Source organism: Streptococcus sp. SO2, from assembly GCF_030440025.1.
The window spans coordinates 44851-67202 of the sequence record NZ_JAQFJH010000005.1 but is presented as its reverse complement, the minus strand read 5'-3'; the positions used below and the strand labels follow the sequence as shown (position 1 = coordinate 67202).

The window sequence follows — 22352 nt, the reverse complement described above, 5'->3', positions numbered from 1 at the left end:
TTTTGTTGCACATCTACAACTATGAAAGGCAAATTCTTTCAAACTGTTCTTTAAGCTTTTGGGCAACACCAAAGGAATCTAAAAATTCAAAAAAAGATAGGCATTGCTCGATGTCACTGAGAGCATTGGTATTCCCAACCTTGTAGGAGTAGAGAGCCCTATGATACTTAATCAGCGTTCGATCATATAGATCTGTTTCAGGAATTTTAGAGTGGTCGAGATAATTGAGAAACCTCATAGCAACTAGCAGGTGGTTCCCTTCTATACAGACACTAATGACATTAAGTAGCATCTTGATAATACGGCGGCGATTTTCAGGTAGGTTGTTATAAAACTGGGTACGATTGATCATCTCACTAGCGAAGGTTTCCAGCGTTTCCAAGGTCATCAAATCAACACTGTTTGTAAAAAGCCAGAGTTCATAACGTCCCCACTCCTCAACAGAAAAGAGATGATCCGTCAGAAATTCAATATCCTTCTTGCTAATCTGAAAATCTGAGCAACAGGAGGACAAGAGAGCCCTGACAATGATCGTATTGAGTTTATAGTTTTTCTTCTCAGGAAACTGTTCAGTCAAAGCTTCTGAGCTTGACAAAATATTTTGGAGCTTGACAACATTGTTTTCCTGATATGCATCAGCTACTTTTTTTGAGAACAGCACATCATCTGAATCAATGTAATTATGGTAAACATACTGAAACTCCTCTAGGGAAACGGCCATATTTTTTAAACAGCAATAAAAAGAATCAAGTGTGATCCCATTGACTCCCCGTTCAAAACGGGATAGCTGAGCCACGGAAATATCACCAGCAGCTACCTCTTTCAGGGACATTTTTTTTGATTCTCTAATGACTTTGAATATTTTTCCAAAAGTTTCCAACATATCACTCCCCCAGTTTCGTATATGCAAAAAATTCTGACTAATTTTAATATACTAGTAACATGTTTCAATTACATTACAGAGAAAGTACTTTATATTTCAAATTAATACAAGCAGATTAATTCGCATGATAAGACCGTTTAATATAGCATTTGTTGAATATTCTATCTTTTTCAAGAATCTTTTGATTTCAGTAACAATCTGAAGTATTCTATCTAACAACTTGAAAACACTAACATTTCTAGAGATAGATTTCCTTCTTATGCTAGACAAAGTTCTGGACAAAGCTTGATTGATTTATAAAAGATTGATATAAAATCGCAAGACAATCATCTGAAACATTTTTTAGACATAGAGTAAATAAAAAAACGAGAGTCCGCCTCTCGTTTTACTGTTGATTTCCAAAGACATCTCGATAGAGCATGCCGACTAGTAAACTTTCGGCATCTCCTCCCAACTGGTCCACCAATTCATAGGCAAAGGCAAGTGCGGTTGACGGTCCTCGGCTGGTTGTTAGATTACCATCTACAACCACTATTTGCTTTTGATAAATTCCGTCAGTAATTTGCTCCTGAACTCCGTCATAACAAGTAAAGTGCTTGTCTTGCAGGACACCTGCTTGATGAAGAGCGATTGGAGCTGCACAGATGGCAGCAATTTTCTTTCCTGCTTGGTCAAAGCCTTTAATCTGTGAAATGAGGGCTTGATTATCTCGTAGGTGAGCTGAGCCTGGCATGCCACCTGGAAGAACGACCAAGTCATAGTCGGATAAATCGCCATCAAAGATATGGTCGGCTTTTACCTGAATGTCATGTGATCCTGTCACCTGCTCTTCAAATCCTACCATATCACAAGAAATGTTTGCTCGACGCAAGACATCGACTACTGTCAAGGCTTCGATTTCTTCAAAGCCATTTGCTAAGATAACTGCAACTTTTGCCATAGTGACCTCCTTATTTGATTTGTTTTAGGACGACTTTCTTTCGTTTGAATGGAACTTTTCCACTTTTCTCCTCCGCTAGATTGGTCTGGTAACTCATAGACAAGAGGAGACCGACACCAATGAGGTTGCTAATAATTGCGGAGCCCCCTTGAGAGATGAAAGGCAGAGGAATCCCTGTCAAAGGAAGTAAGCCTGTCACGGCACCGATATTTTCAAAGATATGGAAGAGCAACATCATGATAAATCCAGTCGAGATATAGGTGTAGAACTGGTTGTTTGACCTGAGCGTAATCTTCAACATCCGGTAAATAAGAAGCAAGTATAAAGCAACGACAAAGACCGAACCAATGAAGCCAAAGTCTTCAGCAATTACGGTAAAAATCATATCACTTTCACGTACTGGAATGAGGAGATTGGACACATTGAAACCTTGTCCAAACAAGCCACCACTTCCAATCGCAATTTGTCCCTGCGCCTGTTGGTAAGTCGTTGTTTGCGCAAAGTCAAAGGGATTGAGCCAAGCCAAGATGCGGTTGATCTGGTAAGTTGGCATCCCAATCTGATGCAAGAAGGCACGTCCATCCTTGCTTATAAAGATGGCCATGAAGCCTGCAACTGCAGTCACTCCTGTCACAAAGACCGGAATGATAATCTTCCACGAAACACCTGAAAGGAGAACCATACCGGAAAAAATAGCTACAAAGACCAAGGCAGTCCCCAGATCACTTTGTAGGGCTAAGAGGAGCAAGACTGGTATGGTAAAGGCGATCATCCAACCAATCAATAGGAAATCCAAGGGAATAGTCCGTCGCCATTCCTTGTGTTTTTGAGTGAATCTTACAATGGCTCGAGCCAACATCAAGATATAGGAAATCTTCATGAATTCCGATGGCTGGAAAAGTGTCGTTCCACCAATCGATACCCAGTTCTTGGCACCTGTTGACGCTACAAGATTTGGATTGAAGAAAACAAGAGGTAGGACCATCAAAGCCAACCCTAGACCATAAAGATAGGGAGTCACCTTCCATAAAAACTCGGTATTAAAGAACATGACCACAAATCCAATGACAAGCCCCAAGGAAATCCAAGCGATTTGCTGACCTAGAATTGGTAATACATTATTTGGATAGTCATGACTAACTGCTATATAAATGGCCACTACTCCAATCACCAGTAAACAAAACACTGGTAGGAGGAGGCTATAATCGACTCGAGAGTCGAAGGATCGTTTCATATTTTTTACCTTTTCTCTTTCTGGGATTTTTCTTTCATTCTATTGCGACGGGATTGGAGAAAATCAGCTACAGCAGGCTCTAGCTGTTCTCTAGAAAGAACCTGAACAGCCCTTTCTTTTGACAAGGTCTGGGCGATTTGTTTGCCGTAACGCTTGCTGACAACACGACTGTCTAAGATTAGAGCAACCGAACCTTGGTTGGGCCGTCTAACAGTACGACCAAGGGCTTGTTTTAGCCGAATGATCGCCATCGGTAACTGATAATCATAGAAAGGATTTTTCCCTTCTTGACGCAGTTCCTGGTTTAATTTTTTTGTTAAAGGCTCTTGGGGATTTTGGAAAGGCAATCTCGGAATCACTTGGATCACGCAAGGATGGGTTGAAAAATCAACCCCTTCCCAGAAACTACCTGTTCCAAGCAAGATCTTGCGTTCACCTTTTTCAAAACGTTTTTTCAGTTGACTTGGTTCCCCATTTTTATACTGAGCTAGATGCGGTTGGTCGAGCAGGTCCGAAACTGCCAGCAGCATTTCTTTTGAAGTAAACAAGACCAGTATGGGTTCTTGAAAGGCTTGTAAGCTTCGAATGACAGAAGCCACTTCACTAGCATAGTCAACAGGTGAAACTTCTGTCACAAGAGGAAAATCATCGACTAGAAAGACTTCTTGTTGCTCCTGTTTTGCTACATCAAGCCTAACAAGCGGAGCATCCGGAAATCCCAATAAATCTGCTAGGGAAACCCGATTGCTGATTTCAAGAGTGGCCGATACTCCTAGGAGCCTACAATCTTCTGGCAATAAGTCTGCTAGTATAAAGCGGCCTTTTTTACTTGAACAAATCAAGACATCCTTGCTCGATTTCTCTGCTGTAGCAAGCCAAAATTCACGGTCCGAGGTGAAAAAGTTTGCAATCTCTCTATACTCTGGGAGAGCTAGCTCCGAAAAATGCTGGCGCAACTCTTCAAGAGAATCCAACCACTTTCCATTCTTAAGGCCTGACTGGTAGTGCTCCATCAAGTAACGACATTCAAAGCCGATACTCTCAAGCAAGCGTTTCTGAACCAAATCTTCCTCTGTCTCCAAGGACTTATCAAGCTGGGTTACAAGATCCTCAAGACGATAAGCCTGCTGGGCTAGATTTTCGAGAGCTAGCAGCATTTTTTGAGCCTCATCCAAGATTACTAAACGGTTATCGACAAACTCTGGATTGTCTTCCAAACGAGTGACCAGATAAGCATGATTGGTCAGAAGAACACGACTGGTTTTTGCCTTTTCCTGCCCTCGTTTCCAAAAATCCTCTGTGGCAAATAAACTTTTCTTTGAAAGCTTGCCATCGTGGACTAGTTCTGGCAGAAAATGCTGATAGCGATAAAGTTGCCCTATTTCGTCCAAGTCACCTGTCTCTGTCTCTGTTAGCCAGATAAGCAACTGCATTTTAAAGCGTGTGAAAAGGCGATTGGACTCCAGTCGATGGAGAACTCGGTGAAAGGCATCCAGTTTTAAATAATTTTGAGGCCCCTTGAGACTATGAATTTCCAGATGGAAGACCTCTTTTAAGCGCTGACCTTCTTCTTGCATGATTTGATTTTGAAGAATTTTGGTCGGAACACTCACTAGGATACCTGCTTGACTCTCCAAGTTCAAAGCTGGGAGGAGATAACCATAAGTCTTGCCCAGTCCCGTTTGGGCTTGGATAAAGGAAGTCTGGTGTTCTTCCAATAATTGCTCAATCTTCTCCGCAAATTCCAACTGTTGCGGACGCTCCTCCAGCCCCAATAAAGAAATGTTTTTAGCAAAGTCTTTGGATAACTTTCGTGGGACTAAGGCTTTGCTTTCCTTTCTGAGGAAAAGCCCATGAAGTTCCATCAAGTCGGGCGAAGATAAGAGAGATTGTTGCTGATAGACCTCCTCAATCACCAGATAACTTTCATAGAGAAGGTTGTCTGCAAGGTTTAATAAGCTTTCTAAGAGCCCTTTAGGTAGCTCAAAGAGTTTTTGACGCATGTAAAGCAAGAGTTCTGCTGTTGCCTGAGCATCAGACAGGGCAGTATGGGCATGTTCTAGTTCAATACCCAACTCTTGACAAAGGATACCTAGATTGTATTTCTCAAACTGAGGATACAGAACCTGGGCAAGCTCAACTGTATCCACCCGCGGTGTACGCAATTCATATCCTTCCAAAAAGAGGAATTCTGCAAGAAGATTAGCATCAAACTGTACATTGTGCGCAACAAAAATACCGTCCTTAACCAATTCAAAAATTTTTCCGGCCACCTGAGAAAACTCTGGTGCCGCAGCCAAACGCTGATCGGTCAGACCCGTTAATTCTTTGATATGAGAATCCAAGGGTTCATGGGGATTGACATCAGTCGCATACTGATCGATGATTTCACCATTCTCAATCACCACAATGCCTACTTGAATAATTTTTGCCTTGCTTCCGGTGCTGGTCGCCTCTAAATCAACGACCACATACCGATCATTTCTTGCATTCATCATTAAAAATTATATCAAAAAAAGCATGATTTGACACCCCTCAACTTTGTTAACAATCTTGCTTCATTTGTGAGTTTAATAAAAAATCAAGACCTTAAAAGTGAGAATTTTTCGTAAGTTCAGCAGTTGGTTGCTGGTTCTGAGGTATTTAAAAATCTTACCAGAAAAATAAATCAGCTGTGAAAACATAAAAAAAGGCAATTAAGATTTCAATTGCCTTTTTGGGATATTTTTTTCATTGTTTTTGGAATTTCACAGCTAATCTGACTTGGTAAAACCACATAGTGTTCTTGAGCTAGTTCTTGGGCAATGGCTGAGTGCAGATGAGTCGCTACCACCACACGTTCATAGAGACTGGCCTGTCGGAATTGGCCTGCAAATCCTGCAATCATTCCAGCCAGTGTATCTCCCATTCCCCCACTTGCTTGATAGGGGCCTCCAACCTGTAACTGATAGTATTCAGGTTTGCCAGCTTGCCAGATACGAGTTGCTGGCCCCTTCTCGACTAGAATCGTTCCTTGTGGAAAAGATGAAAGAGCCCTAGCAGTCGTCTCTGTATTTTGATGGTCAAGAGCTGTACCAGATAATCTTTCCCATTCCTTTTGGTGGGGAGTTAGGATGAGCTGACTGGAAGGAAACGGTAACTGGCCGTTTGCTAAGATGCCCAAAGCACCGCCATCTGCAATCAAAATCTGGTCTTTTCTAAGGCTGTCAAAGACCCGTTTTACGAGTTCTTCTCCAAATGCATCCTCTCGCAAACCCGGACCTAACAAGACAACTTCTGCCTTTACTAACTGTTCTTTTAACAATTGCTGGTCTTGAAGAGAAAATGCCATGGCCTCAGGTAAATGACTGTACAGAGCCGGAATATTCTCCTTATCCGTGCCAACAGTCACCAAACCAGCGCCGCTTTTTACAGCTGCAATGGCTGACATGATGATAGCACCTCCATAAGGATAGGTTCCTCCCAGCAAGAGCAGACGACCGAAATCTCCCTTATGACTGTGACGAGACCGTTCCACAATGACTTTTTCTAGTAAAGTTTGATCAATCACTTTCATCGTTATTTTCCTCTCTATTCATTATACTATAAAGTCTATACACCTTGCATCTTGAACATAAATCTATTCGTTCATATAGAAAAAGAGGGGACAAAGCCCCTCTACTCTCCTTTCGTCCAAACACGAAAGTAATCGATTCATTTTTTATCTTCTACTAATCTGGTATTAAATGAACAGACTAATCCTCTTTGCGTTTTGCAGTTAATAAGGCTGCTGACAAGGCCAAGGTAACACCTGCCAAGAAGAGGGCTGTCTCAGATTCTCCCTCACCAGTTTCTGGTAATCTCTTGTCTTCCTTGGCAACTTGAACTGGCACTTCTTGAGTTTGAGCCTTGTCTAATGAACTTAGCTTAAACTCTGGTTTTTCTACTGTCGGTGCTGGTTGGTCACCTACTGTGGCTAGAACACCACGGTACTCTGGAAGTTTATGTTCTAGAGCCATTACAGCATTAACACCACCCTTAAATTCAGGTTTCTCAACGCTTGGTGCTGCTTGATCTCCTACAGTGGCAAGAATTCCTGTGTATTCTGGAACTTCGTTGACTGCTGCTTCTACAAAGTTAGCACCGCCTTTGAATTCTGGAACTTCGTTGACTGGCGTAGGCTCCTCACCCTTACTATTTGAAATAGATGGTTTTACTCCTACCTCAATAATACGATCTTGAGCTTTTCTTTGTTCAGTATGAACAAGAGTTCTAGTAGTTCCTGATACTTGAATATAGTCAACTTTTTCTCCATCTTGTCCTTCAGAAACTACACGACGTTTACCTTGAGCAAGCTCAGGGATTTCACGAATAACTTCTTTAAACGGAAGTGGAGTCTTTTCAATTTCCAAACTTGGAACTTCTGCAACTAAGTTCTTAACGCCTTCTGTCGGTGTTGTTTGGAAGGTAGACTTAAAGTGTAAACGATATTCTTTCACTAGATTCCCATCTTTGGAAACAAGACGAACAAGTGTTGGAAGATTTGTATTTCCATGATCTACAACTGTAACTACTCCGTGTCCACTAGTTGTCGCAGTGACTTTTGGTTTGGATCCCATTGTTGTTAAGGTGTACTCTGTCACATTTGGATCAAAGTTTTCCAATGCTTTTCCATCAATCGAAATAGTCGCTGATGGTGTTTCGACTTCTGCTCCCTTGCCTGAAGAGTAGGCTGTAAATTCTACAAGCGCTAGGCCATTAGTAGTAGCCTTACGAGTCATGCGGGCACGAATAGCTGTCGCTTGAACCGGTTCAAAGTTAAACTCAATTGGTTTACCAGCTACTAATTCTCCAGAAACTTTGTAAGGAATTGGTGCCCAATTTTCTGCCTTGTTGAATGGATGGTCAGCATTTTCTTCATAACGAGAAATCGTACTTGGTTCTGTAAAGGCAGGACCAATATATCTTTCTAGAACCATTTTCTCTGGAGCATCTGTGCCACTATCTTTAAAGAACTGAATGGCTACTTTTCCAATAGATTGAGAAGTAATTTTTCCATCCTTCTTAAAGAGTAATCCAACAGAAGTTTCTTGATTTTTCGGAGTACGAGACCAGTTTGTCCAACGTCCATCTTCATTGTATTTTCCATCATTGATATAGAAAATTCTATCATGTGAAGCTGCTTGTGTATCGTTCGTTGTCGAAGCAAAGGCTTTAGAATCCGTTTCATTGTTGTTTGGATTTTCTGAAATGACTTGATTGCCTTTAGAAACAACTGTCACCTGCATTTTAGTGGTTAGATTTGTACCAATGACATGACCGGTAACTTCAAATGTTCCCTCATGCTCTGTCGCATGTTCAGGAATAGCATCCCACTTCACTGCAAGTTTTTCTGTAGTCCAAGTAGTTGAAGTTGGGTAATAAACGCCTACCTCTGAAGGAAGTTGAAGATTGTCTCCAACATTCAAGATTTTAGCACCATTTTCTGCAGCAAGCGGTTGACTAGTTTCTCTCTCATCATTGCGGAAGATTCGATATTCTTTCAATACCGTACCATCTTCTGCTTTTAAGATGAGACGTGTTGCACCTTTTGGACTAGTTGCAGGCACAACTGTTACCAAACCATTATTGCTAGCTGTTGCAGTGATTTGTTTGCTAGATTGAGGAATATAGTAATCAGTCTTAGATGGATTAAAGTGTTCAAGTTCCTTGCCATCTACCTTGATAGAAATCTCTGAACTTGTAGAGCTTACTACCTTATTTCCAAGGACAGTTAGCTCTGTCAGACCAACACCTGATGTTCCATCAGCCTTCTTCATACGAATACGAACAGCATAAGTTTCTACCTTGTCAAATGTGAAGTGATTTGTTTGAGTTGCAGATAGCTGACCTGGAGCATGCAAGTTCTCAACTGCTTTCCAATTTTCTGGATTATTAAATGGATGATTGCTATCACGCTGAGCATTGCTGACATCACTTGGTAAATCTGGAATTTCTTTACCTACATAATATTCAACTACATATTCTTTTGGAAGACCAATTGCTCCATCAGTATAGAAATCAACTGATAAATTGTTGACAAAACGTTTCGTCAAATCTCCTGAATTACCAAACAAGATAGAAGCCCAGTCATTATCAGTATTTGTTCTCCAAGTAGTCCATCTATTTTTAGCGTCTGTTGGCGTTCTTGACACAGTCAGGTCGTTCAAGGTATTAGCTGAGTCATCTCCTCCTGTATTGGATACAATGGCAGCTGGCAATTGCGAACCTGTCCATTGTTTAGAGATATTATTTCCAGCAACAACTTGACTAGACACTCGAACATGAGCTTTAGTGGTCAGATTGCTACCTACTAAGCGACCATTGATTTCATAGACTCCTTCAGTTTGACTAAAGTTGGCTGGAACCTGATCCCAAACTACATCTTTGTAGATAGTTGTTCCGTTAGAATGGTAAGCACGCACATTGGCTGGCAATTGAACTGTCTCACCCTTAGGAAGAGTAAGGCTGATTTCCTCTGCAACTTGTAAACCTTCAACTGTCACCGTTGCTTGAGCTTCAATGTCTGTGCCTTCTACATGTCCTTTAAGTGTAAAGCTATGATAATGCCCCAATTCTTTTTCATCCACCTTGTCCCAAGTTACAGATACTTTGCGTGGCAAGCCCTTATCAAATTCTGCTCCAACTTCTTTAGGTAGATTCGGTTGCTGATTAATATCTGTAGAAACAGATACAGGATGAAGTTTCACAATCTTCTTGCTGACTTTATTTTCTTTAATCACCACTTCAGTAGTTACAGATTCTGTTTTCTCTGTTTGATTATCGATTCGAGGTTTCAAAGTCACTCTTCCCTTAGTATAGAGCAATAGGTTCTGACCATTCACCTCAAGATACCCACCATCAGATGCCTTAGCTTCTAAGTGAATATCTGATGCTGAAAATTCTGTTTGTGAACCATCCTCATAACTACCAATGACACGATAAGTTAAGACTTGATCTTCTGTAGCAGTTTCTTTTCCTTCTACAACTACTTCCAAACGTTTCAAGGCAGGAGCTTCCTTCACAAACTGAATTAAGTAAGTTTGAACCAAGTCACCCTTTTGGTCGCTCAAGAAGACCGAAGCCTGATAACCATTATCAGCAGAAGCTTGCTGAACAGTTACTTGATATCCGGTAGTCTGAGCTCCAACACTTGGAATTGTTCCAGTGTAAGGAAGGGATACACGGTAATAAGTCTTGCCAGACTCGAAGTTTTCCAGAGCTTTATCCCCAACAGTAAGTCCTGTAATGCTACTTGTTGTTTCCTTACTACTTGCGATAAAGGTTGCAGTTACTTCACGGTCGTCATCTACCAATTTACCAGTAGCCTCCGTACGTCCTCCTTCCTTGGTTAAAGCAGCAGGATCTTTCAAAATCCAAGAAACAACATCTGTATCAATCAAACTACCATCTGTCAGAACAGCTGTGACCGTTTTATCCAAATCAGCTGCAGTTGTACCAACTGGTACTGTAACAACTTTTGGTAACCATCTATCTAAAGCAATCACTTTTACAAGTGCCTCAGCTTTGGTTTCCAAACCTTCTACACGTCCAGATACTTTTTTCTCACCTGCGCTTGTAAGCAAGTCAGCTGGCACGTCCCATGTTACAGTCTTTTCCTCAACACTACCGTCGCTATAAATAGCTGTTACTGTTTGAGGCAATTCAGGATTTTTAGTCACATCAGTTGTTGCTTTTACAGGAGCAAAGGCTACAAAGTGACGGTTTTCTTTCTTACCAGACACAGTTGCGACCGTTGCGCTATCAGAAGTTAAACCAGCAGAATCTGCATAAAGAGTAAATTTACCTTCTTTTTCTGTTGATTTTACAATGACAACCCCTTTACCATTGAAAGCACGTCTTTGCCATGTTCCATCTGCTTGAGCTTTGTAGCGTTCACGACTAGCTTGTTCTCCATTATCTACACCAACGATTTGTCCCTGACCATGAAGATTGAAATGAACAAGATTGTTAGCTGTAGGAACCACATTACCATCGCCATCAACAATTTCATAATGGATGTAGGATAGGTCCTTTCCATCTGCAGTGATAACATGCTCTTCTTTAGTCAGACGAACTCTTGCTGGCTCCCCAGCAGTTGTCACACTATCACGCGCAATTTCGTTGCCATTTTCATCTCGAGCAATCGCAGTCAGTGTGCCTGGTTGGTATTTCACAAGCCACTCAAGATACAATTCACTTGGTTTAGCTCCCTCATGATATGGACGTCCATCTTCTGTCCTTTTCTTAGTAGATTCCTTTTTACCAAGCGACTCTCCATTTAAGAACAATTCGACGCTTGCAGCATTTGAGAAGGTACGAACCGGAACCTTTCCATCAACCAGCATCTTACGATCCTTAAGGGTCTCTTCAGTCCAGTTCCAATGTGGTAAAATGCGAACAGTTGGCTTTTCTTTAGCACTATACCATACACTACGGTAAAGGTAAAAATCATTCTTCGGTAAACCAGCCGTATCGATGATACCAAAGTAAGAACTTTTTACAGGTGTATTATCTTGGTTATGCCATGGAGTTGGTTCACCGATGTAGTCAATTCCTGTCCAGATAAATTGTCCAGCATAGCCAGCACGATCACGGTCAAAAGTCCATGATTCAGTAGCTGTTCTTCCCCATCCAACACGGTCATTACCATAGTCAGATTGTTCATAGTGACGATTTGGACGGTTATCATGTCCAAGGATTTGAGCAGGATTGTAATAAGAATCACGCGTTCTAGTAGCTGAAGAAGTTTCAGAACCATAAATGAGCCAGTCTGGATGAGCACTACGAACCGCATCATAAAAACGTTCACCATAGTTCATCCCCACAGCATCCATGATTTCTGCAAGTTTCAAGAAATCACCTGTCGCTGCACGACTAAATTTGTTTTCACCCATGGTGACATAACGTTCAGTATCAATCGCTTTGATAACTGCCTTCAGACGCTTAGCAGTTTCGATAGAACGAGGACTACCATTTGCCTCTTCTACCTCATTTCCAAGAGACCACATGACGATAGACGGGTTGTTCTTATCACGTTCTACCATTGTTCTAAGATCAAAATCAGACCACTTCTCACCCTTTTTAGCTTCAGGATGGGTTGCATCTTGATCAAAGAACCGTCCATAGTCGTAAGTCTTCTTGCCACCATACCAAGTATCAAAAGCTTCCTCTTGAACCAAAAGACCTAAGCTAGCCGCAGCATCAAGCAACTGAGGGCTAGCTGGATTGTGGGTTGTTCGAATAGAGTTAACCCCCATATCTTTCAAGAGTTTTAATTTACGATAAGTAGCCTTATAATTCTCTTCTGCACCCAAGGCTCCATTGTCATGGTGAATACTTACTCCATGGAATTTCATGCGTTCACCATTCAAAGAGAAACCATCCTTAGCAGTCCAATTGAAATAGCGGTAACCAAATGTATCTTCTGTTACATCAACTAGTTGACCTTCTTTATAAACCTTTGTTTTCAGCACATACAGTTGAGGATGATAACTTTTTGTCGTCCAAAGAGTTGGTTTATTAACTAGGATTGTTTGTCTGAAATCTGCAACTTCATTTTCTGCTAAATTCTTCGTTTCAGAGCGCACTAATTCTGAAACAACCTTACCTTCCTTAGTAAAAATTTGTTGTTCCACAAAGACTTTAGCAGCCTTCTTATCCGTATTTTTAATCTTACTTTGAACCTGTGTTTCAACATTCCCTTCTTTTTGCTCAGCAAGTTTTGGAGTAGTGATATGATTACCATTTTCGGCAACATGGACTTTATCACGATAACTAAGGGTTACATCACGATAAATCCCACTTCCTGAATACCAACGACTGCTTGGTTGCTTATTGGTCACTTGAACAGTAATTGAATTTTCACTACCATCCTTGTTTAAAAATTCTGTGATATCATATGAAAAATGATTATAGCCACTTGGATAATGTCCGACAAATTTACCATTTACATAGACCTTTGAATCCATGTAAACCCCATCAAAATTGATACGAACATCCTTATTCTTGTCTGCTTCGTCTAATATGAAAGTCTTACGATACCAAGCTGTTCCACCATTTAACTGCCCACCTTCATTACGAGCGGGAGACTTGTGATCAAAGTCAAAATAAATACTCCAATCATGAGGAAGATTCAATTTAGACCAATCATGAACATCCACATCTTTTTTTGAAAAATCTCCTTGGGCATTTAGTTTAAAATACCAATCTTTATTAAAATCTTGTTTTCGTTCCGATAATAGCTGTTTTTCCTTTTCAACTTCGGCTTTGTTTGACTCTCTAGACAGCACTTGCGATTTTTCAGAAGAAGGTTTAATCTCTGTGTCTGCTTTCACTTGGTCCTTTTCAGAAGTTTTTTTAGAATCCTCTTTCACTTCTGTTCCAGCTGTTACTGCAGATTCAACAGGCTTTGGATTTGCCTCTTCAGATTTCTGTTTGTTATCAGCCTTGTTTCCTTCTTCTACTTTATTTGGAGTTTCCCCTTTAGGACTAACCAATTCACGACTACTCTCGTTAGTAGGTGTAGTAGGTTCTGTATCCTTAGTCACTTTGTCTTCTGCCGATTCAGCTTTTGGTTTTACAAACTCACGCCCACCATTCTCATCAGCCTTTGCAATAGCAGCTACCACATCATCGGGAAGCTTATCTAAAGGTTGAGCTTGATGAACAGTTGTTTCTTCTGTTTTAGCATTGGATGAATCCACCTCCTCAGCTTGTACAGCAGAAATACCAAATATACTAGCCCCAATCATTACAGATGCCGCACCTATTGCAAATTTACGAATGCTATAATGACAACGTTTATCAAAAAGTCTTTTGTTCATTAAAATCCTCATTTCTTTTTCTTGATACAAAGTAAGCGTTTACTTTATTTTTTTAAAAAAACCTCCTTCTGAATACACAAACAAGTACCAAGTTTTATAATATATTTTATATATTAAATATATCAAAAGGCACCTTAAATTGCAATTATTTTCCATTAATTTAACCCAATAAAATGATATATAAGAAGGGGTCATTTAAAAGGAATAGTTGCAATGAAAATAGCTTTCGGTTCTAGACTCTTTCTACTACAAATTGAATTCCATTAATATCTTTTTCAAACTTCAAATTTATAGTTTATAGACTGCATTACTCTACATAAAAAGGAGGCTTGAACCTCCTTCTACACTATTTTCCCTTAAATTCCGCAAAAGTCTGTAAGATTTTAGCTGCCACTGCTGGAGAAGGAGCTCCTTTTAGCTCTAACGTGTCATCTGCATATGGAGTAAGGCCGGCAAAATCTCCTATCTGGACAGAATAGAGAGACGTTTTAAATAGTTCAATATCGTTTTGGTCATTTCCAAAAGCGATGAAGTTCTCCCCACATAATTTTTCAACAGTTGTCGCCTTATGAGTATCCAAGGGATTAACATAAAGGCACTTTTCATGCGCATGATAGGAGAGATGAGCCTGCCCCAGTCTTTCTAACTGACCAAGTAGATCATCAAGCAACTCCTCATGGTCACCCATATAAACGACTACCTTAATCGGAGTCCCTAAGTCCTCAAGTTTCTGATGACGAGCCACCTTTAGGGGATCCACACTAGAGATAAATGGAATTTTTTCCACAATCTGACCACTGTAGTCAAAGCAATCATCTACAAAGAAAGGGAGATTATAAGTCTGGCAATAATCCACTAGCGCCTGATAAACTCTAGCATCGAGATTCCTTTCGAAGATAGCCTTCCCCAAATGATAGGCTACGCCACCATTCAACCCTATGACCAAGCGCTGACTGAGTTTAGGGCCTAATAAACCCAAGCAATCCCGATAAGAGCGAGCTGAGGCAAACACAAGCTCATGCCCATAATCTTCAGCCTTTAAAAGAACCTGCTGAATCTCCTCATCAATAGTCATGTAGTCAAAAGATAGCGTTCCATCCAGGTCAAATACGAATTTCATCTTCCTAGTCCTTGTTTAGTGTTCGAAGCGCTGCCTGATAGGTTTGCTCCATTAGCATGGTAATAGTCATAGGACCAACTCCACCCGGTACAGGTGTGATGTGGCTAGCAAGTGGTGCAACAGCATCATAATCAACATCTCCACAAAGCTTGCCATTTTCATCTCGGTTCATCCCAACATCAATGACAACCGCTCCTGGTTTGACAAAGTCAGCAGTCACAAACTTAGCGCGACCGATTGCAACCACAAGAATATCCGCCTTAGCAGCAACCTTGGCAAGATGATGGGTACGTGAGTGGGTCAAGGTCACAGTCGCATTCTTGGCTAAAAGAAGTTGGGCCATCGGTTTTCCAACGATATTTGAACGACCGATAACAACCGCATTTTTACCTTCTAGATCAATCCCATATTCATGAAACATCTCCATAATTCCTGCAGGTGTTGATGGAATCATGACTGGATGCCCTGACCAAAGACGCCCCATGTTTAGCGGATGAAAACCATCCACATCCTTTTCTGGATCAATGGCTAATAAAACTGCCTCTTCGTCAATATGTTTAGGTAATGGTAACTGAACCAAAATCCCATGCCAAGCTGGATCTTGATTGTATTTGGCAATCAAGTCTAACAATTCCGCTTGTGTAATAGTTTCAGGAACTCGCACTACTTCACTATGGAATCCTGCAGCAAGAGCTGACCGTTCCTTGTTGCGAACGTAGACTTTGCTGGCTGGATTGTCCCCAACCAAAATCACCACCAAGCCTGGAACTAAACCTGTTTCTTCTTTTAGTTTGGCAGTCTTTTCAGCCAACTGTCCTTGTAACTTAGCTGCAAGAGCCTTCCCATCAATAATCTGTGCCATATCTCTTCTCTTTTCTATCAAATATCCTCTATTATATCAAAAAATAACTCGCCATCCTAACACTTCTTGCCTAATGGACCTTATAGTCTGAAACTATAAGAAAAAGCCCTTGTCGAGCTTTTATGCCTATTTATACTAGGTAAAACTGTCATGCTTTCTTTTTGACTTTTGGAGCCGGTAAGACTTCATACATCTCCTTGATTAATCTCATTAGAAATGATTTATCTTCAATGTCTTCTATCAAAATCATCTCCTTAGCTCCTTCATAAGGACGTTCAAGCCTAGTCTGTCCCAGTTGATCCATGACCAGCTTCACAGGCTTCAGTAACAAACGATTATCATAGATTCCCCCAATAATCTTCCCACGATAATAAAGGATATACTCTCCCATCATTGGACGATAACTCATCTCCTCTAGCTCTGATAGCTGTTCGAGAATAAAATCTAAATATTCTTCACTGGAAGCCATGATGCCTACTCCATTTCTTCTAAAAATGAGGTATTACAAAACCTTACTCAAAAATTCCTTGGTCCGTTGTTCTTTTGTTTGATCAAAAATCTCCTCTGGTGTTCCATCTTCAACAACAACTCCATCCGCCATAAAGATAACACGGTCTGCTACCTCACGCGCAAAGCCCATTTCATGAGTCACAATCACCATAGTCATCCCTGACTTGGCAAGGTCTTGCATAACAGCTAGAACTTCTCCAACCATCTCAGGGTCTAGGGCTGAAGTCGGCTCATCAAAGAGCAAAACATCTGGTTCCATAGCAAGTCCACGTGCAATGGCAATCCGTTGTTGCTGACCACCTGACAAACTCTGTGGGTAGGCCGTTGCCTTGTCTGGCAAGCCAACTTTTTCTAACAGTTCCTGTGCTCTTTTCTCCGCAACTTCCTTGCTTTCACCTTTGGTTTTAATTGGTGACAAAGTGATATTTTCCATCACTGTCATATTGGGAAAGAGGTTGAATTGTTGGAATACCATGCCCATCTTTTCACGCATAGCAAAAAGGTCATTTTTCTTATCAGTGATATCAACTCCTTCAAAGATAACCTTACCTTTACTTGCTTCTTCAAGGAGATTCATCGAACGAAGGAGAGTTGATTTCCCGCTCCCTGACGGACCGATAATGACCACAACTTCTCCACGTTTAATCTCAAGATTGATGCCTTTTAAAACTTCATTTTTCCCAAAAGACTTATGTAGTTCTTCAATTTTAATTAAGGTTTCTGTCATTATTTCTTGTCTCCTTGTCCAATATGTTTTTCAAATGCTTTCAACGCCACTGTCAAAACAGAGGTCATAATCAAATAGTAAAAGGCTGCAAATAAAAGGGGAGTCAACGGTAAATATGTTGTTGTTGCTACTGTCGTTGCACCATTCCACAACTCCATCACCCCAATCGCAGACAAGAGGGAACTATCCTTGATAATGGTGATAAATTCATTTCCCAAAGCTGGAAGAATATTTTTGATAGCTTGTGGCAAAATGACATACCGCATGGCATTTTGGGGACGAATACCAAGAGAGTAAGCAGCCTCTAACTGACCTTTAGGAACCGCATTGATCCCTGCACGAACGGTTTCTGAAACGTAAGCTCCACTATTCATAGAAATAATCAAAATACCAGGAATCAAACGAGAAAGATCAACTCCTAAAATTCCCACTTGAATAGTCGGAGCATTGATATGCATAAGGGCAAAGGCAATCATTATTTGAACCATCATCGGAGTTCCACGGAAGATCCAAACATACACATTTGCAAACCAAACAAGCGGTTTAAAGCGTGAACGTTGGGCAAAGGCCAGTAACACACCTATAATAGTCCCTAAGCAGACAACAAGGATGGAAATCAATACGGTAATCAGAGCACCATAGTTAAAATACGGTAAATACTTTGGTAAAAAAGAAAAATTCATATTCAATCAACTTTCTATGTATTAGATTGTATGATTATAACATGAATTGAATTAAAATGCAATCTTTTTTCTCTAATTTTAACAATTAACTTGATAGAATGGAGAAATAGAGAGAAATCACAGTTTTTTTCTAGTCAACTACCTCTTGTTTATGGTAAAATAGAAACGATAAGAAATGGAGGAGAATCAAAATGGAATCACATTTGGTTAGAATCATTAACCGCCTAGAAGCAATGACAAAAGATGGTGGAAATCTAAAACGTAATTTTGAACGTGAAGGTGTTGTTGTCGCAGAAGTTGCATACAGCCACGACGAAGAAAATGGATCACTCTTCACCCTTCGCGATGTAGAAGCTCGTGAAACTTATACCTTTGATAGCATTGATTTGATTGCAATGGAGATCTACGAACTCCTTTACTAATATAAAAACAACGGGCAGTAAGGCCCGATGAATGAGAATCCTTTTTGTCACCACAAATGGGATTTTTTCTTACCTCCAATGTCGCTTGATTCTTCATAAATCCCTCTTTTAAAAACGACCACTTCCCAATCTTTTTACTTGCTTTACACCTTAATCATGCTATAATGAGAGTATAAAACTTTGACTATTCTTGACCTTTTTTTAGACCAAGAATAAGAATGAAATGAGGTAGATGTATGCTCTGTCAAAACTGTAAAATAAACGACTCAACAATTCATCTGTATACCAATATCAATGGACAGCAAAAGCAAATTGATCTCTGTCAAAATTGCTATAAAATTATCAAAACAGATCCAAATAATACCCTCTTTAAAGGAATGACTGACTTAAACAATCATGACTTTGATCCTTTCGGCGACTTTTTCAATGATTTGAACAATTTCAAACCTTCTTCTAATAACGTCCCTCCAACTCAATCTGGTGGGGGATATGGAGGAAACGGTGGTTATGGACCTCAAAACCGTGGCCCACTTCAAACACCTCCTAGCCAAGAAAGAGGACTCCTTGAGGAATACGGTATCAATATTACTGAGATTGCTCGTCGGGGAGATATTGACCCTGTTATCGGTCGAGATGAAGAGATTATCCGCGTTATCGAAATCCTCAACCGTCGAACCAAGAACAACCCTGTCCTTATCGGAGAACCAGGTGTTGGTAAAACAGCTGTTGTTGAAGGTCTAGCTCAAAAAATCGTCGATGGTGATGTTCCCCATAAACTACAAGGCAAGCAGGTCATCCGTTTGGATGTGGTCAGTCTAGTCCAAGGAACGGGTATCCGAGGCCAGTTTGAAGAGCGTATGCAAAAGCTCATGGAAGAAATCCGCAAACGCGAGGATATCATCCTCTTTATCGATGAAATCCATGAAATTGTTGGCGCGGGATCAGCAGGCGATGGCAATATGGATGCAGGAAATATCCTCAAACCTGCCCTTGCCCGTGGTGAACTGCAAATGGTTGGTGCCACTACTCTTAATGAATACCGCATCATTGAAAAAGATGCTGCTCTAGAGCGCCGTATGCAGCCTGTCAAGGTAGATGAACCAACTGTCGAAGAAACCATTATCATCCTCAAAGGAGTTCAAAAGAAATACGAAGACTACCATCACGTCAAGTATACTGATGCTGCTATCGAAGCTGCTGCAAATCTTTCCAACCGCTACATCCAAGACCGCTTCTTGCCAGACAAGGCTATTGACCTGTTGGACGAAGCTGGTTCAAAGATGAATCTGACGCTGAACTTTGTTGATCCTAAAGTGATTGATCAGCGTTTAATTGAAGCTGAGAATCTAAAGGCTCAGGCTACACGAGAGGAAGACTTTGAAAAGGCTGCTTATTTCCGTGATCAGATTGCCAAGTACAAGGAAATGCAGAAAAATAAGGTGACCGATCAGGATACTCCAATCATCAGCGAGAAAACCATTGAACATATCATTGAGCAGAAAACCAATATCCCTGTTGGAGAACTCAAAGAAAAAGAACAGTCTCAGCTTATCCATCTAGCAGACGATCTCAAAGCTCATGTCATTGGTCAAGATGAAGCTGTCGATAAGATTGCCAAGGCCATCCGTCGTAATCGTGTTGGACTTGGAACTCCTAACCGCCCAATCGGAAGCTTCCTCTTTGTCGGACCAACTGGTGTCGGTAAGACAGAACTCTCTAAACAACTAGCCATTGAGCTCTTTGGCTCTGCTGACAGCATGATTCGCTTTGATATGAGTGAATACATGGAAAAACACAGTGTGGCTAAATTGGTCGGAGCCCCTCCAGGCTATGTAGGCTACGATGAAGCTGGTCAGTTAACGGAAAAAGTTCGTCGCAATCCTTACTCACTCATCCTTCTCGATGAGGTCGAGAAAGCCCATCCAGATGTGATGCACATGTTCCTTCAAGTCTTGGACGATGGTCGTTTAACAGATGGGCAAGGACGTACAGTTAGCTTCAAGGATACCATCATTATCATGACCTCAAACGCTGGAACTGGTAAGGCCGAAGCCAGTGTTGGTTTTGGGGCGGCTCGCGAAGGACGTACCAACTCTGTTCTCGGTGAACTCGGCAACTTCTTTAGTCCGGAGTTTATGAACCGTTTTGACGGCATCATCGAATTTAAACCTCTCAGCAAGGACAACCTTCTCCAAATCGTCGAACTCATGCTAGCGGATGTCAACAAACGCCTCTCTAGCAACAATATCTACCTCGATGTGACAGACAAGGTCAAGGAAAAGTTGGTTGACTTAGGTTATGATCCAAAAATGGGAGCACGCCCACTCCGCCGTACCATTCAAGACCATATCGAGGATGCCATCACTGATTTCTACCTTGAAAATCCAAGTGAGAAAGCCCTCAAGGCAGTCATGACAAGCAATGGCAATATTCAAATCAAATCTGCCAAAAAAACTGAGAAAACAGAAGAGATTGCTTCTGAAATAGAAGAATAAACCTCATAAAAAGAACAGGAAACAAGATTTCCTGTTCTTTTTTTAATTCTCTTCTTGAACTTGATAGCGAAGAATTGTTTTTAATTTGCTTGGCTCCGTTCGATGAAGGTTATTGAGATAAATTTCTCGGTGGACTTCCGAAGTTCTTTTGAGTTTATGAAGTTTACAAAAATGCTCCATCTCTGCAAAAGTCTCATTTTCAGTATCAAAAGGTCCTACATGAAGCATAGCAAGGCTTTGGCCTTCCTCTATCATTTCAAAACGAATAGCCTCATAGAGAATATTTGGCTTCTTGATTATGACCTCTTCCAAAGCTTTTTCAAATAGTTCTCTCGTAATAAAATCGGGTTGCCCAATCATAATGCTATAAGAAAGCTCACTTTTTACCAGTTCTCCCTCCTTCTCCTTTCTCCATACACCTTCTAAAGGAAAGACAGTAAAATCAGTGTAAACCTCATCCAGAGGAGCTTTTTTATACTTCATCTTTATCGCATAGGCTAAGGCATATAAGGCCCCTACGCGTTCTGAAAAATCTTCTTGATTTGGATCACCTTTACCATCAATCACGATATAGGATTGACCTGGTACCTGCAGGATGCTGGGCCTAGCTTTCACTTGATAAAGATCTTTTGCTTCTTTTCTCCATTCGTATTTCATTTGGTTCTTCTCCTTTCTATCTCTAGTATAGCACCAAAACCCTGACATCTTTTGTCAAGGTTTGTAAAGTTTTTGGATTTTTTCTAGTCTAGAAAGCAATTCCTTCTTCAGATGATTGGGGGCGAGTATTTCCACCCCATCTAGATAAGACAGGAGGTAAGTATACAGGCTTTCATGCTCTGGTAGGACTGTCTTGACATAATAACACCCATCTTTCCCCAAGCTAATCTCATCTTCTGAAAAATCTTCATAAACCCGGAAAGCAAGCTTGGGACTAAACTTCAAGGAAACTTCGATTTGATGTGTCACTTGATCTGAACCATCAACCCAATCCTCCACATTTTTCTGATTCACAGTTTCAGTTGTTAGGTGATAATTCCTAATTCTAGACAATTTGAAAAAACGCCACTCTTCCTTCAAACAACAGTAGGCATGAAGGTACCAATCTCTCTTTTTAAATACTAGTTTAAATGGTTCGACTGTACGAATCGTTTTCTGACCACACCCACCTAGATAAGTAATCACCAGTTGTCTTTTCTCTAGAATAGCATGTTTGATGTTATCAAATAATTCTTTTTGACCTTCTCGCTTTCTCCAGTCAGTCAAGTCTACTTCTATCCAAGGGCTGGGAGAAACTTGAAAAATAGATTCCAACTTTTCAAGCAACAGATCTTGCTTGTCATTTGTCAGGGCTTGAATTCCTTGCAAAGCTGATAGAAGTTCTAATTTTTCATCCTCCGATACGAGAGTACGATCCAGAACAAAGTCCTTCATTAAAAAGATTCCGCCTGCCTTCCCAGGTATCGAATATAGAGGAATCCCCGCCATACTCAACCGCTCAATATCGCGATAAATCGTTCGTACAGATACTTCAAATAATCGAGCTAATTCAGGAGCCGTTGTACTGCCTTTTTCTAAAAGTAGATATAGGATACGAAATAGTCTTGATTCTGCCATAAAGTCACCTCTCTTTTA

Annotated in this window: 15 protein-coding genes; 2 read left to right on the top strand and 13 right to left on the bottom strand. The window is 40.8% G+C overall.

The features are described from left to right. Positions 1-19: 19 nt before the first annotated feature. The 11 genes from PCY17_RS06555 to PCY17_RS06505 form a co-directional block, all read right to left on the bottom strand. A complete protein-coding gene (locus PCY17_RS06555; RefSeq protein WP_000894366.1) occupies positions 20-883 on the bottom strand; it encodes a helix-turn-helix domain-containing protein in 864 nt (287 codons plus the stop codon). Positions 884-1268: 385 nt separating this feature from the next. Beyond that, positions 1269-1823: a DJ-1 family glyoxalase III gene (locus PCY17_RS06550; RefSeq protein ID WP_084944427.1), complete on the bottom strand. Its 555-nt coding sequence runs from the start codon at positions 1821-1823 to the stop codon at positions 1269-1271. A 10-nt stretch (positions 1824-1833) separates the two neighbouring features. Beyond that, on the bottom strand, positions 1834-3057 hold the full coding sequence (locus PCY17_RS06545) for an FtsW/RodA/SpoVE family cell cycle protein (protein ID WP_000830416.1): 1224 nt from the start codon (positions 3055-3057) through the stop codon (positions 1834-1836). Positions 3058-3062: 5 nt separating this feature from the next. Further along, positions 3063-5555: a bifunctional DnaQ family exonuclease/ATP-dependent helicase gene (locus PCY17_RS06540; RefSeq protein ID WP_247924037.1), complete on the bottom strand. Its 2493-nt coding sequence runs from the start codon at positions 5553-5555 to the stop codon at positions 3063-3065. Between the two features lie 206 nt (positions 5556-5761). Continuing rightward, positions 5762-6613: an NAD(P)H-hydrate dehydratase gene (locus PCY17_RS06535; RefSeq protein WP_071851358.1), complete on the bottom strand. Its 852-nt coding sequence runs from the start codon at positions 6611-6613 to the stop codon at positions 5762-5764. 178 nt (positions 6614-6791) lie between these two features. Further along, positions 6792-13901, bottom strand: coding sequence for an SIALI-17 repeat-containing surface protein (locus tag PCY17_RS06530; RefSeq protein ID WP_301392251.1), 7110 nt, complete (start codon positions 13899-13901; stop codon positions 6792-6794). A gap of 346 nt (positions 13902-14247) precedes the next feature. Continuing rightward, positions 14248-15021, bottom strand: coding sequence for an HAD hydrolase family protein (locus PCY17_RS06525; RefSeq protein WP_301392250.1), 774 nt, complete (start codon positions 15019-15021; stop codon positions 14248-14250). A 4-nt stretch (positions 15022-15025) separates the two neighbouring features. Beyond that, positions 15026-15883, bottom strand: coding sequence for a bifunctional methylenetetrahydrofolate dehydrogenase/methenyltetrahydrofolate cyclohydrolase (locus PCY17_RS06520; protein ID WP_301392249.1), 858 nt, complete (start codon positions 15881-15883; stop codon positions 15026-15028). A 148-nt stretch (positions 15884-16031) separates the two neighbouring features. Continuing rightward, complete coding sequence (locus PCY17_RS06515) at positions 16032-16352, bottom strand: TfoX/Sxy family protein (RefSeq protein ID WP_301392248.1); 321 nt, start codon at positions 16350-16352, stop codon at positions 16032-16034. 33 nt (positions 16353-16385) lie between these two features. Further along, positions 16386-17120 (bottom strand): amino acid ABC transporter ATP-binding protein, encoded by a 735-nt coding sequence (locus PCY17_RS06510; protein WP_000140925.1) that lies wholly within the window; start codon positions 17118-17120, stop codon positions 16386-16388. Beyond that, complete coding sequence (locus PCY17_RS06505; RefSeq protein WP_125384663.1) at positions 17120-17803, bottom strand: amino acid ABC transporter permease; 684 nt, start codon at positions 17801-17803, stop codon at positions 17120-17122. Before PCY17_RS06505 ends, PCY17_RS06510 begins: the two co-directional genes overlap by 1 nt. A gap of 191 nt (positions 17804-17994) precedes the next feature. Here PCY17_RS06505 and PCY17_RS06500 point away from each other — a divergent pair, with 191 nt between their 5' ends. Both PCY17_RS06500 and PCY17_RS06495 read left to right on the top strand, forming a co-directional pair. Next, complete coding sequence (locus PCY17_RS06500; protein WP_000443577.1) at positions 17995-18225, top strand: DUF1797 family protein; 231 nt, start codon at positions 17995-17997, stop codon at positions 18223-18225. Positions 18226-18461: 236 nt separating this feature from the next. Next, a complete protein-coding gene (locus PCY17_RS06495; protein WP_301392247.1) occupies positions 18462-20720 on the top strand; it encodes an ATP-dependent Clp protease ATP-binding subunit in 2259 nt (752 codons plus the stop codon). A gap of 42 nt (positions 20721-20762) precedes the next feature. Here PCY17_RS06495 and PCY17_RS06490 read toward each other — a convergent pair whose 3' ends face one another. Together PCY17_RS06490 and PCY17_RS06485 are read right to left on the bottom strand one after the other, a co-directional pair. Beyond that, a complete protein-coding gene (locus PCY17_RS06490) occupies positions 20763-21377 on the bottom strand; it encodes a GyrI-like domain-containing protein (protein WP_049549841.1) in 615 nt (204 codons plus the stop codon). 54 nt (positions 21378-21431) lie between these two features. Next, entirely contained in the window at positions 21432-22334 is a 903-nt protein-coding gene (locus PCY17_RS06485; RefSeq protein ID WP_301392246.1) for a YafY family protein, read from the bottom strand. Positions 22335-22352: the final 18 nt, after the last annotated feature.

Bases quoted from the DNA above. Each gene is read 5' to 3' on its own strand.
- PCY17_RS06485 (WP_301392246.1), bottom strand. From the start codon at position 22,334: ATGGCAGAATCAAGACTATTTCGTATCCTATATCTACTTTTAGAAAAA.
- PCY17_RS06545 (WP_000830416.1), bottom strand. From the start codon at position 3,057: ATGAAACGATCCTTCGACTCTCGAGTCGATTATAGCCTCCTCCTACCA.
- PCY17_RS06510 (WP_000140925.1), bottom strand. From the start codon at position 17,120: ATGACAGAAACCTTAATTAAAATTGAAGAACTACATAAGTCTTTTGGG.
- PCY17_RS06530 (WP_301392251.1), bottom strand. From the start codon at position 13,901: ATGAACAAAAGACTTTTTGATAAACGTTGTCATTATAGCATTCGTAAA.
- PCY17_RS06505 (WP_125384663.1), bottom strand. From the start codon at position 17,803: ATGAATTTTTCTTTTTTACCAAAGTATTTACCGTATTTTAACTATGGT.
- PCY17_RS06535 (WP_071851358.1), bottom strand. From the start codon at position 6,613: ATGAAAGTGATTGATCAAACTTTACTAGAAAAAGTCATTGTGGAACGG.
- PCY17_RS06525 (WP_301392250.1), bottom strand. From the start codon at position 15,021: ATGAAATTCGTATTTGACCTGGATGGAACGCTATCTTTTGACTACATG.
- PCY17_RS06515 (WP_301392248.1), bottom strand. From the start codon at position 16,352: ATGGCTTCCAGTGAAGAATATTTAGATTTTATTCTCGAACAGCTATCA.
- PCY17_RS06490 (WP_049549841.1), bottom strand. From the start codon at position 21,377: ATGAAATACGAATGGAGAAAAGAAGCAAAAGATCTTTATCAAGTGAAA.
- PCY17_RS06555 (WP_000894366.1), bottom strand. From the start codon at position 883: ATGTTGGAAACTTTTGGAAAAATATTCAAAGTCATTAGAGAATCAAAA.
- PCY17_RS06495 (WP_301392247.1), top strand. From the start codon at position 18,462: ATGCTCTGTCAAAACTGTAAAATAAACGACTCAACAATTCATCTGTAT.
- PCY17_RS06520 (WP_301392249.1), bottom strand. From the start codon at position 15,883: ATGGCACAGATTATTGATGGGAAGGCTCTTGCAGCTAAGTTACAAGGA.
- PCY17_RS06540 (WP_247924037.1), bottom strand. From the start codon at position 5,555: ATGATGAATGCAAGAAATGATCGGTATGTGGTCGTTGATTTAGAGGCG.
- PCY17_RS06550 (WP_084944427.1), bottom strand. From the start codon at position 1,823: ATGGCAAAAGTTGCAGTTATCTTAGCAAATGGCTTTGAAGAAATCGAA.
- PCY17_RS06500 (WP_000443577.1), top strand. From the start codon at position 17,995: ATGGAATCACATTTGGTTAGAATCATTAACCGCCTAGAAGCAATGACA.